The organism is Amycolatopsis sp. NPDC005232, assembly GCF_040607795.1.
GTDB lineage: Bacteria > Actinomycetota > Actinomycetes > Mycobacteriales > Pseudonocardiaceae > Amycolatopsis.
The window spans coordinates 65,421-79,586 of sequence record NZ_JBEXHL010000007.1; the positions used below are offsets into that span (position 1 = coordinate 65,421).

Here is a 14,166-nt window from a genome sequence, read left to right on the forward strand (position 1 = left end):
ATCCTCCGCAAGTGCCTCCGAAACTAGCGGAGGATTCTCCGCGAGTCAAAGGTGGGGCATGATCGGAGGCATGACCGACGGGACGCCGAGCACCTACGGCACACAGCGCAAAGCGGCCGCGCGCAACCGGGTCGCGATCATCGAAGCCGCGCACGAGCTGTTCGCGCAGAACCCCCTCGTGCCGCTCAGCGAGGTCGCCAAGCGCGCCGGCGTCGGCGCCGGGACGCTCTACCGCCACTTCCCCACCCGCGAAGACCTGATCCTGGCGGCCTACCAGCACGACATCGACCGCCTCACCACCACCGCCGACGAGGTGCTGGCCCGCCAGCCCTCGGCGAAGGCCGCCTTCATCGAGTGGTTCGAGACGCTCGCCGCGTACATCCGCATCAAGCACGGCCTCGGCGACGCGCTGCACAGCGCCGCCGCCCAGGACCTGATCACCGCCTCCTGGGCCCCGGCCACCGCGGCGGTGACCAAGCTCGTCGACGCGTGCGTCGCGGAGGGCACCATCGCACCGGGTCACGACCCGGCGGACATCATCCTGCTGATGAGCTTCCTCTGGCGGGTCCCGAACAACGACGCCGGTGCCGCCCAGGGGCGGCGGCTTGTGGCGGCGGTTTTCTCGGGGTTGCAGGCGGTCTGAGGCGGCGCTTTCCGGGCGCACAGCCGCGCTGGTCAGACGGCAGCGTCGAAGAGCGATTCGCCGAGGTATTCGCCACGGGACCGGTCGGCGCCGGGAAGTACGAAGGAGCCGCCGCCGAAGGGCCGTTCCAGGTCTGCGCCGCCGACGCCCAACAAGCCCGGGGTCACGATGCAGGAAATGGTCAAGACCGCGCCGCCAGAAAACGCTTTCTCCAAGGGTACGAGCACGCCGCTCGCCTCCGAGGTGAGGGAAAGCCTTGCGGTCGCCCAGCCGGGCCAGGAGCGTTTTTCCGGCAGGGCAACCGAAGGTGATCACCAAAACCGCGAAGTCGTTTCAGGGCAACGACGTGACGGTCACCTCAAGGCCGGGATGATCTCCTTCGCGATCACGTCCGCGTGCCGGGCCTGGTCGTACAGCGGGGTGAACAGGATGAGCTCGGCGCCGGCGTCGATCACCTCGCGGACGGCGCGGACGCAGTCGTCCGGGGTGCCGGCGATCGCGGCCGCTTCGATGGCGGGCGGGAGGCCGCCGTAGAGCGCGGTGAGCTCGGCGTTGACGCGTTCCCGGGCGCGTGTGGCGTCGGCTTCGACCGCGAGGTAGACGCGTTTGGCGATCTCGAAGTCCGGGCGATCGCGTTGCGCCCGGACGAACCGCACCTGCTCGGCGAAGTCGGCCGTCGGGGTCGAGCCCGCGCCGAAGAATCCCGTGCCCAGGTCGAGGGCGCGCCTCAGCGCCTTCGGCCCGCTGCCGCCGAACCACAGCGGCGGGTGCGGCTTCTGGAACGGGCGGGGTGTGATCGTCGCGCCGGACAGCTGCCAGAACTCGCCGTCGTGGTCGATGCTGTCCTGTGTCCACAGCTGTTTGAGGAGCTCGACGCCTTCGGTGAACCGGGCCAGGTAGCGCTCGGGCCGCATGCCGAACGCCGGGAACGGCCGGTTCTTGCCGCCGGAGCCGACGCCGACCTCGAGCCGGCCCCGCGACAGCTGGTCGAGGCTGCTGGTGCTCTTCGCCAGCTGCGCGGGGATGTGCAGCGTGGACACGAACACCGTGCAGCCCAGGCGCAGGGTGTCGGTGCACGCGGCGGCGAAGGTCATCGCCTCCATCGGGCTCAGCTGCGGGCGCCTGCCGAATACGGCCTCCTGCGTCCACGCGCTGTGGAAGCCTGCCTCCTGCGCGCGCACCAGGTAGTCCCGGAACGCACCAGGATCGAACGAGCCGTCGGAGTAGTACTGCGGAATCGCGATCGCGTACCTCATGATCACCGATCCTACGGCCACGAGCGCCTCAGGTGCCCGAACGCGGCGCCTCCACCGGTTCCATTCGCGCCGCCCGCATCGCCGGGTACAGGCCGGCGAGCAGTCCGACCAGCGCGCCCGTCACCGGCGCGCCCGCGGCGAGGGACAGGTCCAGCACCGGGGTGTCGGCGCCATCGAGGAGGTCGGCGAGGAGCGGGCCCGCGCGCAGATCGAGACCAACCTGTTCGGCGCGCTGTTGGTCACCCCGGCCGTGGTACCGATCCTGCGATGACCAAGCCCGGCCACACCGGGCACACCGAGCTGACGGAGTACGCGTCGGCGCTACCCCAGCGGTGACCGTTTCTCTCACGACACCGGCCCCAAGGTCGCGTCGCGGCTACCTCGGCTCAGGGCTCCAGCGGCAACAGCAGGGTGAAGACGGCCGGCCGCGGGCGCGTCAGGCGCAGCCGCCCGCCTTCGGCCTCGGCCAGGCGGCGCGCGAGGGCGAGGCCGATCCCGGTACCGCGGGCGCCGGGTGAGCGGCGGTGGAACACGTCCGTGCCCGGGGTGATCCCGTCGCCTTCGTCGGCGACGTCGACCGCGAGCACTCCGCCGGCGTCGCGGGCAGTGATCGTGACGGTGCCGGCGCCGTGGCGCAGCGCGTTGTCCAAGAGCACGGTCATGATCTGCCGCAGCACCGGACCGGACAGCCGCGCGCCCGCGACGACGGGTTCCACGGTCAGCACGAGCTCGCGTCCGGGCCCGGCCAGCGCGGGCGCCCACTCCAGCTCGAGGGCTGCGAGCTCGTCGGCCGCGGCGGTGGCGTCGCGCACCGGCGGGGTGTCGCGGGCGAGGGCTAGCAGGTCCGTGACGGTCCGGTCGAGCCGCCCGGTCGTCGCGACGCCCGCCTGGACCACGTCGCGCAGGTTCGCGCGAGGGTTCTCCAGCGCGGCCTCCAGCTGCAGGCGAAGGCCGGCGAGCGGGGTGCGCAGCTGGTGCGACGCGTCGGCGGAGAAGGCACGTTCACGGGCGAGCAGGTCGTCGAGCCGGACGGCCGTGGAGTCGAGGGACTCGCCCACCGAGTCGATCTCGGGAATCCCGGCCCGGCCCGCGCGGATGCTGAAGTCGCCGTCGCCCAGGTCGCGCGCGGTCGCCGAAAGCTGTTCGAGCGGGCGGGCCAGCCGACGCGCCTGGCGGCGGGCCACCAGGTACGCCGACAGCAACGCGACGACGGCCAGGCCGGCCATGCCGAGCCAGGTCAGGCCGGTGTGCCAGTAGACCTCGGTGCGCGAGGTGGCGGCGCGGATTTGCGCGACGACCGTTCCGTCGTCGTCGAGCGGGACGATCACCACGAGGTCGTCGTCGGTGTCCGCGGTGACGACGCCGTCCGTTTCCCCGGCCGGGGCGAGCGCGGGCGGGCCGACGCCGGCGAGCAATGCGCCTTGGGGGCTGTAGACCGCGACGGAGGTGGGATCTTCGGTCTCAGGAGTGCGATCCGGCGTGCGGTGGCGCAGGAGGTCGCCCGAGACGTCGAGCGCGTAGGCGTCGGCGGCGCGTTCGAGCTCGGCACGCTCGGCCGTGACGAAGTAGCGTGCCACGGCGACGGCGAGCGGGACGCCGAACAGCCCGATCGCGACCAACGCGGCGAGCACCGTCGTCAGGACGATGCGGCGGCGCACGAGCTCACCCTTCCGGTTCCTCGAGCCGGTAGCCGTGCCGGCGCAGGGTGGCGATCTCCGGCATCGGGTCCGGCCCGCCCGCGTGGGCCAGCTTGCGCCGCAGCGTGGCGATGTGGACGTCGAGCGTTTTGGTCGAGCCGAACCAGTGCGCGTCCCAGACGTCGGCCATCAGCGTCTCCCGGCTCACGGCGTTGCCCGGTTCCTGTGCCAGCCGCAGCAGAAGCTCGAACTCCTTGGCCCGCAGGGGAAACTCGGTACCGTCCACAGTGACCCGCCGCGCCGCCGGGTCGATCCGCAGCCGGCCGAGCGTGATCTCGCCCTGGCTCCGGTCGGTCGAATGGCGGCGCAGGTGCGCCCGAAGGCGGGCGTGCAGCTCGCCGAGCGGCACGGGCTTGACCAGGTAGTCGTCGGCGCCCGCTTCGAGGCCGACGACCACGTCCATCTCGTCGGCGCGCGCGGTGAGCATCACGATCACGCAGGCAGGCAGCGCGCCGCGCAGCTCGCGGCAGACCTCGGTGCCGTCGAGGTCGGGCAGGCCGAGGTCGAGCAGCACCAGGTCGCACGGCTGATTCGCGGCGTCGTGCAGGGCGGTGCGGCCGTGGGTGTGCCACGCGACTTCGTGCCCGTGCTGGGCCAGGCTCGTGTGCAGGACCTCACCGATGGTGCGATCGTCTTCGACGAGGAGAACTCGGGCCATGCGCCGAGAATATCCGTGTTTCCGGGTTTCGGTGCGGGCGGCGATCATTTTGCCTTCCGCTAACCTGACTGGAACCATTTCTTACCTCCGACCCGGGTGAAATGCGTTCCCGTTCACCGTCGAATGCGTTTTGCCCGTTCGCTAACCCGCGGCTTTCCGGGCGTGCACCAGGCCCGGAATAGCTTGCGGACATGTCCGCTGATCAGCCCTTCCCACGCCCGGTTCCGTCCCCGCAGGCACCCCTGGCCCCACGGCCGAAGCGCCGCCGGCGCCGGCTCGTGCTCCTGGTGATCGCGGCCCTGCTGGCCTACCCCGCCGGCACCTACGGCTACGCGCTCACCTATCCCGGTGACGCGAGCGTCGCCGTCCGGACCGTGGATTGGCTGCGTGACCTCGGTCTCGGCGGTGTGGTCAACGCCGTCGAGGACTGGTGGTTCACGCAGCACCCGCCCTCGAGCGCACCGCCGCCGCCCGGCGACCTGCCCTCCACCGGAGGCACCGCGACCGGCGGGGCGGGTCCGCACCCCCGGAACCTGCCCGTCGGTCCGGGCGCGGCCGCCGGCGCGGGCGAATGGCTCCCGGGCGCGCGCAGCGGCGGCCAGGTGGCCGAATACACGACCTTCCTCCAACCCGATCCCGCCCACGCGAGTGTCGTCGCCGGAGTCGCTTGGCTGAACCAGTCACTGGTGCGCACACAATTGTTCTCCGGCACGAAAGACCCCGGCGGTCCCGGCCCGGCCGCGATTCCCGCCGAACTGCGCGGCACCCTCGTCGCCGCGTTCAACTCCGGTTTCAAGCTGAAGGACTGCAACGGCGGCTACTACCTCGACGGCACCACAGTCGCGCCCCTGCACGACGGCATGGCATCGGTCGTGATCGACGACACCGGACGCGTCTCCGTCGCCCAATGGGGCCGTGACGCCACCATGAACCCGAACCTCACCGCCGTGCGCCAGAACCTCGACCTCGTGATCGACCACGGCGCCCCCGTGCCCGGCCTCGACCTCAATCCGGCCGGCCATTGGGGCAGCGCGTCGAACCAGTTCCAGTACACCTGGCGCTCGGGCCTCGGCACCGACCGCGCCGGCAACCTCCTCTACGTCGGCGGCACCGGGCTCACCCTGCACACCCTCGCCGACGCCATGGTCCAAGCCGGCATCCAGCAGGGCATGGAGCTCGACATCCACTCCCCGATGGTCACCTTCACCAGCTACCGCCCCGACGCGCCGGGCCTCGCGCCGGACAAGCTCCTGCCGACGATGCCCGGCAACCTCACCCGTTACCTGCAGGCCGACCAGCGTGACTTCTTCGCCACGTCGCTCCGGTTCCGGCCGCCGACGGCACCCTGAACTACGACACCAGTGTAGATTCAGGCCATGCGCAGGGGACCTGGTGAGCTCGAGGCCGAAGTGCTGGCCGTGCTCTGGCAGCACGGGGCGGCGTCCGCGGCGGACGTGCGGCAACGGCTCGGCGACGACACGCTCGCCTACACCACCGTCGTGACGATCCTGTCCCGCCTCTACGAGAAGGACGTCGTCACGCGGGAGAAGCGGGGCCGCATGTTCGTCTACAGCCCGGCGGAAGACGCCCCGGGGCTGGCGGCGCGGCGGATGCGCGCCGTACTCGACGGAGAGGCCAACCGCGAGAGCGTGCTGGCCCGGTTCGTGTCGAACCTGTCGGCCGACGACGAGCAGGCGCTGCTCAACCTCCTTCAGCACGACCGAAAAGGCGAGTGAGACCGTGGGCGCCGGCCTGCTCGTTCCGCTCGTCCTTCCGGTGGCGTCGTGGCCGGTGGCCCGCTGGCTCGCGCCGCGGCTGTCACCGCGGGCCGCGACGCGGCTGCTGACGTTCCTGGCACTGGTGTTCGCGGCGGGCAGCAGCGGGGCTTTGGCCGTGGGTGCTTTCGCCGGGCTGTCGCTGGTGCCCGTGGTCGCCGAGCTCGGGCACTTCACTCCCGCGACGTTCACCACCGGCATGCCGATTCCGGTGGCGATCGTCTGCTGCGCGCTGCTGATCGCCGCGGCGCTCTCGGCTGTGCACGCGTGCCACCGCCACTGGCGTTGGTACCGGCGGGTGCACGCGGAGCTGGACGAGCATTCCCGCGAAGGCGGCGTTGTGGTCCTGCCGGGAGCGGAGCCCGTGGCGTTCGCCATCGCCGGGCGCGGCGGCCGCATCGCCGTGTCCACGGGGATGCTCGCCGCGCTCGAACCCGGCGAGCGGGCCGCCCTGCTGCAGCACGAAAGGGCGCATCTGCGGTTGCGTCATCCGAGCTATGCCGCGGTCGGTGTTCTCGCCGCGGCGCTGAACCCGCTCGTTCGCCCGCTGACGGCGGCGGCCCGGTTCGCGATGGAACGCTGGGCCGACGAAGCCGCCGCGTCCTGCGTCGGCGACCGGCGCGTGGTCGCGACGGCGGTGGCCAAGGCCGCGCTGGCGGACCGCGGGCACGGCTCGTACGCGCTCGCCGCCGGCGGCGGCCCGGTGCCGCAGCGGGTGCGCGCGCTGCTCGACGCCCCCGTGTCACCGCCGCGCCCGCGCGTTGTGCTGACCTGGCTGGCGGTCGCCGTGGTGCTCGGCTGTTGCGGCTGGTCCGCCGGTGCCGGTGCGCAGGCCGCGATCTCGTTGCACGCCGACATCGAGGCCGCCCAGCTGGCCTCGTGCGTTTCCGGCTCCGTGGTCGCGCAGCGGCCCCACCGCGAGGCCGCGGTCCGCGCAGCCAGCCAGGATCGCCGGGAGTGCGCCGAGCGCTGAGCGCCACGAACCGACGGTCGAGGAAGCGACGTCGGAGTCGTGCAACAGGATCGTGCCGCCGGGGCGAAGTCCCTTGTGGACTGTCGCGGCCACCGACGCCGGGGTCGCGCGGGCGGACCAGTCGAACCCCCAGGTCGTCCACAGCACCGGACGCAGGCCCAGCTTCCGCGCGGTGATCAGGGAGTTCGTCGAAAACACCCCGTAGGGCGCCCGCAGCCACTGCGGCCGGACGCCGGTGACCTCGGCGATCAGCTCGGCCGTGCGCGCGAGGTCGTCGTGCAGGCCCGAGGGCGAACGGCGCAGGAAACAGCGGTGGTCCCAGCCGTGCACCGCGACCTCGTGCCCGGCGGCGACGATCTCGCGTCCGAGCTCCGGGCAACGGGCGAGCTCACGGCCGAGCACGAAAAACGTCGCCCGCGTCCCGGTTTTCGCCAGCAACGCGAGGAAACGCGGCGTCGAGCGGGGATGCGGCCCGTCGTCGAACGTGAGCGCGACGTGGCCGGGGTCGCCCACTCCCGCCAGCGCAGCGGAGCGCAGGGCCGGCAAGAACAGCGCGGCCGGAGCGGCGTGGCCGGCGAGCGCGGCCAGAGCCGCCGCGCGGATCACCCGGCCACCTCGACCGGCAGTGCCGGCGCGATTTCCCCGGCCAGCGCGGCACGCACCGCCGGGCCGAGTGCGTCCGGCGTCCGCACCCACGGCACCGTGCCCTCCTGGTCCAGCACGGCGGCGTTGGCGCGGCCGTGGCCGGGCAGGCAGCGGTAGGTCAGCACCGGCAGCCCCGTCGCGAGGGCTTCGGAAGTCGTGAGCCCGCCTGCGTTCTGGACCACGACGTCGCACGCGCGCATCAGGTCGGCCATCGTGTCCACCCAGCCGAACACGTGCCGGAGGCCGGCGCTGCGCAGGCGTTCGCGCAACGCGTCGTTGCGTCCGCAGACGACCACGGGCTCGGCCGAGCCGTCGGCGCGCAGATCGGCGACCGTCCGCTCGACCTCGCCGACACCCCAGGACCCGGAGACGACCAGGGCCAGCGCGCGATCCGCGGGCAGGCCGTGCGCGAACCTCAGCCGTGTCCGCTCGGCCGTGCCGGCGACCGGCCGGAATGCGGGCGCGACCAGCGGCGGCGCGACCAGCACGCGGCCCGCGCCCCAGGCTCGCGCCTGCCGTGCCGCGGTCTCGTTGGGTGCCACGGTCAGGTCGGCCTGCGCGCTCACGCACAGCCGGTGCACCGAGGGATCCGTCAGGTACGCCACGAGCCCCGGCGCGAGCCGTCCGCGCGCCCGCAGGTACGCCGCCGCGTGCGTCGCGAGCGGGTAGGTCGACACGACCAGCCGGGCGTCGTCGCCCACCACCTCGGCCAGTCCGGCGGACGCGAGCGCCGCGAGCCGCCGGGCAGTCGCCGCGAGCGCCGGTGAGCCGAGCGCCCCGAGCAGCCAGTCCCAGCTGCGCGGGGCGACCTGCAGCTGCCGGTGGTAGGCGCCGCACAGCGTCTGCCCGAGCCGGCCCGGCAGCAGGTCGAGGAAGTCGACGCGGTCGGCGCGCACTCCCCGCTCGGCCAGCCATCGGGCGAGCTCCCGCGCCGCACCGTCGTGTCCGGCGCCGACCCGCGCGGACACGATCACCACTCGATCGCCTTCGTAAATTTCTACAGGCATGTAGTAAATCTACATTCATGTAGTCAGTCGAGGCTTCCGGGTGCGCCGGCGCCTGTTTCGTCCGGTCTCCGGCGCCCGCACGCGCGGCGCGGGCGCCGGCCCCGCTACCGGCCGAGTTCCGGCAGCACGCGGGTGCCTTCCGCGCGCACCGCCGCGAGCGACCGCGGGTCGAGGCGCAGCAGCCGCAGGATCGTCGGCGCGATCTGTGTGGTCTCCACCGCGGCGCCGACGCTCCGCCCACGACCGGTGCCGCCGACGACCAGGGGGACGGACCGGTCGTCGGCGGCGGCGCCGCCGTGTTCGGCGATCTTCGACTGCCCGCCGGTGAACACCACACCGGGCACGGTGAGCCCGACGAGGTCGGGCACCCGGTCGTCGCCGGGGCGCACGCCGAAGTACCGAGCCGCGTCGGCTCCCGCGTGGACGGTCGTCAGTCCGGAGTGGACGAACGGCTTCGGCGCGCCGGAGACCCCGTTGCCCGTGCCGGACTGGGCCAGGAAGTAGTTCTTCGCGAACGTCGTGGCCGCGGCCGAGGGGTCGGTGAGCCAGAGCAGCAGCGCGTCGTCGTCGGTCGACTGGGCCACGAGGTCGGCCGCGCCCGGGTGGGCCGCGCGCCACGCCGCGTTGAGCCCGTCGAGCAGGGCGCCGTCGTCGATGCGGGTCAGCGCGTTCGGGTCGATCGGCGACTGACCGTGCTTGGCGGACAACACGATGGTCGTGCTGCGGTCGAGATCACGCCGCTTGAGTTCCGCCGTGAACGCACCGAGCTGCCGGTCCACGAAGTCCAGCGCCGAGCGCACGACCGGGCCGGGCGCGCCGCCGACCAGGTACCCACCGGCCTGACCGCCGGAGACGGGGAGCTTCTGCGCGGTCGACACCGACTGGAAGTTCAGCCCGAACACCGCCGGCGTGCCGACCTTCGCGGTGCCGCTGTGGTCGTAGCCGTCGATCTCGTTGAGCACCGCGCGGGCCTTGTACGAGTCGTAGCGCTGGGTCGCTGCGTTGTCCGTGGTCCAGTCCGCTCCGGACCCGCCGCCGGGCACCTGGCTGTTGATCTCCGGCGTGAACAGGTCCTGGACGCCGATGCCGGACGGGCCGTTCAGCATTTCGTAGGCGGGGTGCTTGTCCGACCACGCGGTGCGCAACCCGGCCTGGCGAGCCACCTCGAAGACCGTGTTCACCTGAAGGTACTGGTGCGGGTAAACAGGTTTGCACGTTCGCGGGTCGACCGGCAGCTTCGCCGGGTCGATGAGCGTGCGCGGGTTCCCGGTCATCTTCAGCACGCTGCCGGGCAGACCGGCGAGACCCTGCCCGGCGTCGACGGAGCTCTTGTCGAGGTCGAGATCCTCGGTGTAGTCCACGACCGCGCCCGGTTTCCCGCCGGCGCAGTTCGTGGTGCCCGCGGGCAGCAGCGCGTGGTTGTAGGTGGCGTCGTAGTACACGCCGGTCGTCGCGGGGTTGCCGCCGGTGACCTGGGCGACGAGGCCGGGGAACGAGTCCGAGGGCACGGGCGTGTTCGCGTGCGTGTACTGCGTGCCGTGCGCCACCAGGCTCGCGAGCGCCGAGTGCGGGTGGGCCGCGGTGTACCAGGCGAGGTCCGACTGGTGCATGCCGTCGACCGAGACGAGCAGCACGTGGCGCTGCTCGGGCGGCGCCGCGGCGGCGGGCACCGCCGTGGCGAACAATCCCGCGGCGGCGAGAAGAGCGAACAAAGGAGTACGCGACACGGATCTTCCTCCTGTCATCCGGCGCCCGCCGGCTGCGGCGCCCGGGGTATTCCAAGCCCCGGAAGAGGACTCCGGGAAACGCCGGAGAGAACAAAGCGTGAAATTACTTTCCGGATGCAGCAGGGAAAACCGGCGACAAGATACCGTCTTGAAGGTTAGCGGAAGGTTTGCCGGAAGCAATTTTTCCGCAAGCGGTAAACCGGCAAAACAATCATCGAGAACATCGAAGGAACAATCATTCCGGTGTCGGGAAGAAACTCGGCACCTGGGAGAATTTCCCCATGACGACAGCGGAACTGAGCGGCGGCGGTCCTCGTGCTGGGCGCCGCCCGGCGAGCAAGGTCCCGGAAGTCACCGCCCTGTTCTGGGTGATCAAAGTGCTCACGACCGGCGTCGGCGAGACGACGAGCGATTTCTTCGCCCACACCGTGGATCCCGTGATCGCGGTGGCCGGGGCGGGCCTCGTGCTCGCCGGCGCGCTCACCGCGCAGTTCCGGTCCCGCGCGTACCGCCCGTGGCTGTACTGGACGACCGTGGTGCTGGTGAGCGTGTTCGGCACGATGGCCGCCGACGCGGCCCACGTCGGCTTCGGCGTGCCCTACGCGGTGTCGGCGGGCGTGTTCGCGGTCGCGCTTGCCGTCGTTTTCCTGCTGTGGCACCGCTTCGAACACACTCTGTCCATTCACGACATCACCACGCCGCGGCGCGAGGCGTGCTACTGGCTCGCCGTCGGCACGACCTTCGCGCTCGGCACCGCGCTCGGCGACCTCACCGCCACGACGCTGCGCCTCGGCTACCTCGGCTCGGGACTGGTGTTCGCGGTTGTCATCACCGTCCCGCCACTGGCCCGTCGGTTCGCGGGCCTCGGGGCCGTCGCGACGTTCTGGGCCGCCTACGTCCTGACCCGGCCGCTGGGCGCCTCGTTCGCCGACTGGCTCGGCGTCGGGCCCGAGCGCGGCGGCGTCGGACTGGGCACCGGTCCGGTGAGCCTCGCTCTGCTGCTGGTGATCGCGGCGCTCGTGGGCGCGACGCGCGCTGCCGGCCGACGGACCCGGTGACACCGTGCGCATCGCGTTCGTGACCGAGACGTGGCTGCCGTCCACCGACGGGATCGTGACCAGGCTCGTCGCCACCGTGCGCGAACTGCACGCGCGGGGCCACGACGTGCTGGTGATCGCCCCGGAAGCCGGCGGCCCGAGCGGCCTCGCCGGCGCGCGGGTACGCACCGTCCCGACCGTCGGTGCGAAGTTCCTCTACGGCGGCAAACGCTGGGGCCTGCCGCTCCCCCGCGTCGCCGACCACCTGCGCGAGTTCGACACCGACGTGGTGCATCTGGTCAACCCGGTACTGCTCGGCGTCGCGGGGCTGCTCGCCGCGCGGCAACAGGACAGGCGGATCGTCGCTTCGTACCACACGGACATCGCCCGCTACGCGCGTCACTACCGGCTCGGCGCGGCCGTGCCGCTGATCTGGACACTGCTTCGAGCCCTGCACCGGCGCGCGCACCTCAACCTCGCGACGTCGAGCGCGTCGGTCGAAGACCTGGCGCGCCACGGCATCGAGCGGGTCCGCCTGTGGCCGCGCGGCGTCGACCTCGAGCGCTTCCGCCCCGCGCCGAGCCGGCACACCGCCGGCCGCCCGGTCGCGCTCTACGTCGGCAGGCTGGCCTCGGAGAAAGGCCTGCACCGGCTCGCGCCACTGGCCGAGGGCTTCCGTCTGGTGCTCGTCGGCGACGGCCCGGCCCGCGCCCACCTCGAACGCACCCTGCCGGCGGGCACGGTCTTCACCGGCACGCTCCACGGAGACGCGCTCGCCGAGGCCTACCGCACGGCAGACCTGTTCGTCTTCCCGTCCACAACGGACACTCTCGGCCTCGTTCTGCTGGAGGCCCTCGCCAGCGGCCTGCCCGTGCTCGCCGCCGAAAGCCCCGCAGCGCGCTCGACGCTCTCCGGCACCACGGCCGCCGAGTTCTTCCCCGTCGACCGGCCGGCCGACCTGCCCGCCCACGCCCGCACGCTGCTGAGCGCCGACCACCGCACCGAGGCACGCCGCCACGCCGCCGGGTCCGGGTGGGGCACGGCCACGGAACAGCTGCTGGCGCTGTACGCCGAGACGATCGGCTTGGGCCGCCGCCGGACCACTCCGGCCCGCCGGTTGCGCGCGTCCTGACTCCCACGCCGGCCCGGCGCGGCTCAGGCCGACAGCACGCCCGACGTCAGCGCGGCCAGCAGCGCGACCCCCACCACGAGCCGGTAGATCACGAACGCCGTGAACGTGTGCGCCGCGACGAACTTCAGCAGCCACGCGATCGCCGCGTAGGCCACGACGAACGACACGACCGTCCCGACCACGAGCGGCAGCACGTCCAGGCCGCCGCCGAGCGCGTCCTTCAGCTCGTACAGGCCGGCGCCGGTCAGTGCCGGGATCGACAGGAAAAACGACAACCTCGTGGCCGCGACCCGGTCCAGGCCCCGCAGCAGACCGGTCGAGATCGTCGCGCCGGAACGGGAAAACCCAGGGAACAGCAGCGCGAGGATCTGCGACGAGCCGACCAGCATCGCGTCGGCGAACGTCGTGTCGGCCTCGCCGCGCTTACCCGCCCCGAACCGGTCCGCCGCCCACATGATCCCGCTGCCCGCGATGAGCGAGATCGCGACCACCCACAACGACGCCAGCGGCCCCTTCACCAGCGACTGGAACAACAACCCCGCGACCACGATCGGGATCGTGGCGAGAATGACCCACCACGCGAACTTGTAGTCGTGCTCCTGGCGCGCCCGCGCGTTGACCAGCCCGCGACCCCACGCGGCCGCGAACCGCACGATGTCGCGGAAGAAATACACCAGCACCGCGGCGATGGCACCGACCTGGATCACCGCGGTGAACCCGACCACGGACTGCTCGTCGACGGGGATGCCGAGCAGCCCTTCAGCGATCTTGAGGTGCCCCGTGGAGGACACGGGCAGGAATTCGGTCAAGCCTTCCACGATCCCGAGGATCACGGACTGGCCGAGGTCGATCGCGCTCACTTCGTTTTTCCTTTGTCGTGCGACGAGAACATCAGGAACCGGCGCCGCGGCTCTGCTTGCGGCTCCGGAGAACCTCGAGCGCCAGCGGGATCAGCGAAACGATCACCACGAGCGCGATGATCGGCAGCAAGTACTGGTCGATCCCCGGGATGCTCGCCCCGAGAAGATACCCGGCGACCGTGACCCCGACCGACCACAACAGCCCACCCAGGACCTGCCACAGCGTGAACGTCCGCGCGGGCACGTCGAGAACGCCCGCGAGCGGGTTCAGCACAGTCCGCACGACCGGGATGAACCGGGCCAGGACGATCGCCTTCGCATGGCCGTAACGCGTGAACAACTCCTCGGCCCGGCTCATCCCCCGATGCAGATGCGCGTTGCCCGTCCGCGCCAGCAACGCCCGGCCCCCGCGGCGGCCCAGCACGAACCCGGCCTGCGCCCCCAGCAGCGCACCGGCGACCGCGGCCACCAGCACCAGCGGCAGAGACAGGTGGACCGCCGCCGTGGCGCTCGTGGTGCAGAACAGCCCGGCGGTGAACAGCAACGAGTCACCAGGCAGGAAAAACCCGATCAGCAAACCGGTTTCGGCGAACAGCACGAGGAACACCCCCGCCGTGCCGAGGCTCGAGAGCCACGACGTCGCGCTCAACGGATTCATGCAGCCGCCTTCCCCGGAGGCCCAGATCTTCGACAACGATGTAGTATTTCTACACCACTGTCGTTTTAACGGCGATCAGCCCCCATCCCGGAGAAAGG

The 14,166-nt window shown here is 72.0% G+C and carries 15 protein-coding genes and 1 pseudogene; 7 read left to right on the top strand and 9 right to left on the bottom strand.

What is annotated here, in order from left to right; all coding sequences use genetic code 11:
- The first annotated feature begins 70 nt into the window (after positions 1-70).
- Positions 71-643 (top strand): TetR/AcrR family transcriptional regulator, encoded by a 573-nt coding sequence (locus ABZU76_RS15415; protein ID WP_354869438.1) that lies wholly within the window; start codon positions 71-73, stop codon positions 641-643.
- Between the two features lie 32 nt (positions 644-675).
- Here the strand turns inward: ABZU76_RS15415 and ABZU76_RS15420 are convergent, their stop codons facing one another.
- Both ABZU76_RS15420 and ABZU76_RS15425 read right to left on the bottom strand, forming a co-directional pair.
- On the bottom strand, positions 676-870 hold the full coding sequence (locus ABZU76_RS15420; protein WP_354869442.1) for a hypothetical protein: 195 nt from the start codon (positions 868-870) through the stop codon (positions 676-678).
- Between the two features lie 126 nt (positions 871-996).
- A complete protein-coding gene (locus ABZU76_RS15425) occupies positions 997-1,899 on the bottom strand; it encodes an LLM class flavin-dependent oxidoreductase (protein WP_354869444.1) in 903 nt (300 codons plus the stop codon).
- Between ABZU76_RS15425 and ABZU76_RS15430 the strand changes: the two genes are divergently transcribed.
- A complete protein-coding gene (locus ABZU76_RS15430; protein ID WP_354869446.1) occupies positions 1,898-2,170 on the top strand; it encodes a hypothetical protein in 273 nt (90 codons plus the stop codon). The genes ABZU76_RS15425 and ABZU76_RS15430 overlap by 2 nt on opposite strands.
- A gap of 115 nt (positions 2,171-2,285) precedes the next feature.
- On the opposite strand, the gene ABZU76_RS15435 is transcribed toward ABZU76_RS15430, so the two are convergent.
- Entirely contained in the window at positions 2,286-3,557 is a 1,272-nt protein-coding gene (locus tag ABZU76_RS15435) for a HAMP domain-containing sensor histidine kinase (RefSeq protein ID WP_354869448.1), read from the bottom strand.
- A gap of 4 nt (positions 3,558-3,561) precedes the next feature.
- Positions 3,562-4,254 (bottom strand): response regulator transcription factor, encoded by a 693-nt coding sequence (locus tag ABZU76_RS15440; RefSeq protein ID WP_354869450.1) that lies wholly within the window; start codon positions 4,252-4,254, stop codon positions 3,562-3,564.
- A 191-nt stretch (positions 4,255-4,445) separates the two neighbouring features.
- On the opposite strand from ABZU76_RS15440, the gene ABZU76_RS15445 reads away from it, so the two are divergent.
- Genes ABZU76_RS15445 through ABZU76_RS15455 form a run of 3 tightly spaced genes read left to right on the top strand, consistent with a single transcriptional unit; the run spans position 4,446 to position 7,002 of the window.
- A complete protein-coding gene (locus tag ABZU76_RS15445) occupies positions 4,446-5,603 on the top strand; it encodes a hypothetical protein (RefSeq protein ID WP_354869453.1) in 1,158 nt (385 codons plus the stop codon).
- A 27-nt stretch (positions 5,604-5,630) separates the two neighbouring features.
- Positions 5,631-5,990 (top strand): BlaI/MecI/CopY family transcriptional regulator, encoded by a 360-nt coding sequence (locus tag ABZU76_RS15450; RefSeq protein WP_220242080.1) that lies wholly within the window; start codon positions 5,631-5,633, stop codon positions 5,988-5,990.
- A gap of 4 nt (positions 5,991-5,994) precedes the next feature.
- Complete coding sequence (locus ABZU76_RS15455; RefSeq protein WP_354869455.1) at positions 5,995-7,002, top strand: M56 family metallopeptidase; 1,008 nt, start codon at positions 5,995-5,997, stop codon at positions 7,000-7,002.
- A 159-nt stretch (positions 7,003-7,161) separates the two neighbouring features.
- Here the strand turns inward: ABZU76_RS15455 and ABZU76_RS15460 are convergent.
- The 3 genes and pseudogenes from ABZU76_RS15460 to ABZU76_RS15470 all read right to left on the bottom strand — a co-directional run.
- Positions 7,162-7,698, bottom strand: a pseudogene (locus ABZU76_RS15460) (polysaccharide deacetylase family protein); the annotation flags it as partial.
- Positions 7,605-8,654, bottom strand: a complete 1,050-nt coding sequence (locus ABZU76_RS15465; protein WP_354869458.1) for a glycosyltransferase — start codon at positions 8,652-8,654, stop codon at positions 7,605-7,607. The gene ABZU76_RS15465 and the pseudogene ABZU76_RS15460, both read right to left, overlap by 94 nt.
- A 104-nt stretch (positions 8,655-8,758) precedes the next feature.
- A complete protein-coding gene (locus tag ABZU76_RS15470) occupies positions 8,759-10,399 on the bottom strand; it encodes an alkaline phosphatase family protein (RefSeq protein WP_354869461.1) in 1,641 nt (546 codons plus the stop codon).
- A 263-nt stretch (positions 10,400-10,662) separates the two neighbouring features.
- Between ABZU76_RS15470 and ABZU76_RS15475 the strand changes: the two genes are divergently transcribed.
- The gene (locus ABZU76_RS15475) at positions 10,663-11,439 is read left to right on the top strand and encodes a hypothetical protein (protein ID WP_354869464.1); all 777 of its coding nucleotides are present in this window, start codon (positions 10,663-10,665) and stop codon (positions 11,437-11,439) included.
- 4 nt (positions 11,440-11,443) lie between these two features.
- Positions 11,444-12,550, top strand: a complete 1,107-nt coding sequence (locus ABZU76_RS15480) for a glycosyltransferase family 1 protein (RefSeq protein WP_354869466.1) — start codon at positions 11,444-11,446, stop codon at positions 12,548-12,550.
- Between the two features lie 23 nt (positions 12,551-12,573).
- On the opposite strand, the gene ABZU76_RS15485 is transcribed toward ABZU76_RS15480, so the two are convergent.
- Positions 12,574-13,410 (bottom strand): undecaprenyl-diphosphate phosphatase, encoded by an 837-nt coding sequence (locus ABZU76_RS15485; protein ID WP_354869469.1) that lies wholly within the window; start codon positions 13,408-13,410, stop codon positions 12,574-12,576.
- Between the two features lie 31 nt (positions 13,411-13,441).
- On the bottom strand, positions 13,442-14,068 hold the full coding sequence (locus ABZU76_RS15490; RefSeq protein ID WP_354869472.1) for a DedA family protein: 627 nt from the start codon (positions 14,066-14,068) through the stop codon (positions 13,442-13,444).
- Between the last annotated feature and the right edge of the window lie 98 nt (positions 14,069-14,166).

Coding starts and splice junctions, on each gene's coding strand:
- ABZU76_RS15425 (WP_354869444.1), bottom strand. CDS start 1,899: ATGAGGTACGCGATCGCGATTCCGCAGTACTACTCCGACGGCTCGTTC.
- ABZU76_RS15415 (WP_354869438.1), top strand. CDS start 71: ATGACCGACGGGACGCCGAGCACCTACGGCACACAGCGCAAAGCGGCC.
- ABZU76_RS15450 (WP_220242080.1), top strand. CDS start 5,631: ATGCGCAGGGGACCTGGTGAGCTCGAGGCCGAAGTGCTGGCCGTGCTC.
- ABZU76_RS15475 (WP_354869464.1), top strand. CDS start 10,663: ATGACGACAGCGGAACTGAGCGGCGGCGGTCCTCGTGCTGGGCGCCGC.
- ABZU76_RS15465 (WP_354869458.1), bottom strand. CDS start 8,654: ATGCCTGTAGAAATTTACGAAGGCGATCGAGTGGTGATCGTGTCCGCG.
- ABZU76_RS15470 (WP_354869461.1), bottom strand. CDS start 10,399: ATGACAGGAGGAAGATCCGTGTCGCGTACTCCTTTGTTCGCTCTTCTC.
- ABZU76_RS15440 (WP_354869450.1), bottom strand. CDS start 4,254: ATGGCCCGAGTTCTCCTCGTCGAAGACGATCGCACCATCGGTGAGGTC.
- ABZU76_RS15490 (WP_354869472.1), bottom strand. CDS start 14,068: ATGAATCCGTTGAGCGCGACGTCGTGGCTCTCGAGCCTCGGCACGGCG.
- ABZU76_RS15430 (WP_354869446.1), top strand. CDS start 1,898: ATGATCACCGATCCTACGGCCACGAGCGCCTCAGGTGCCCGAACGCGG.
- ABZU76_RS15445 (WP_354869453.1), top strand. CDS start 4,446: ATGTCCGCTGATCAGCCCTTCCCACGCCCGGTTCCGTCCCCGCAGGCA.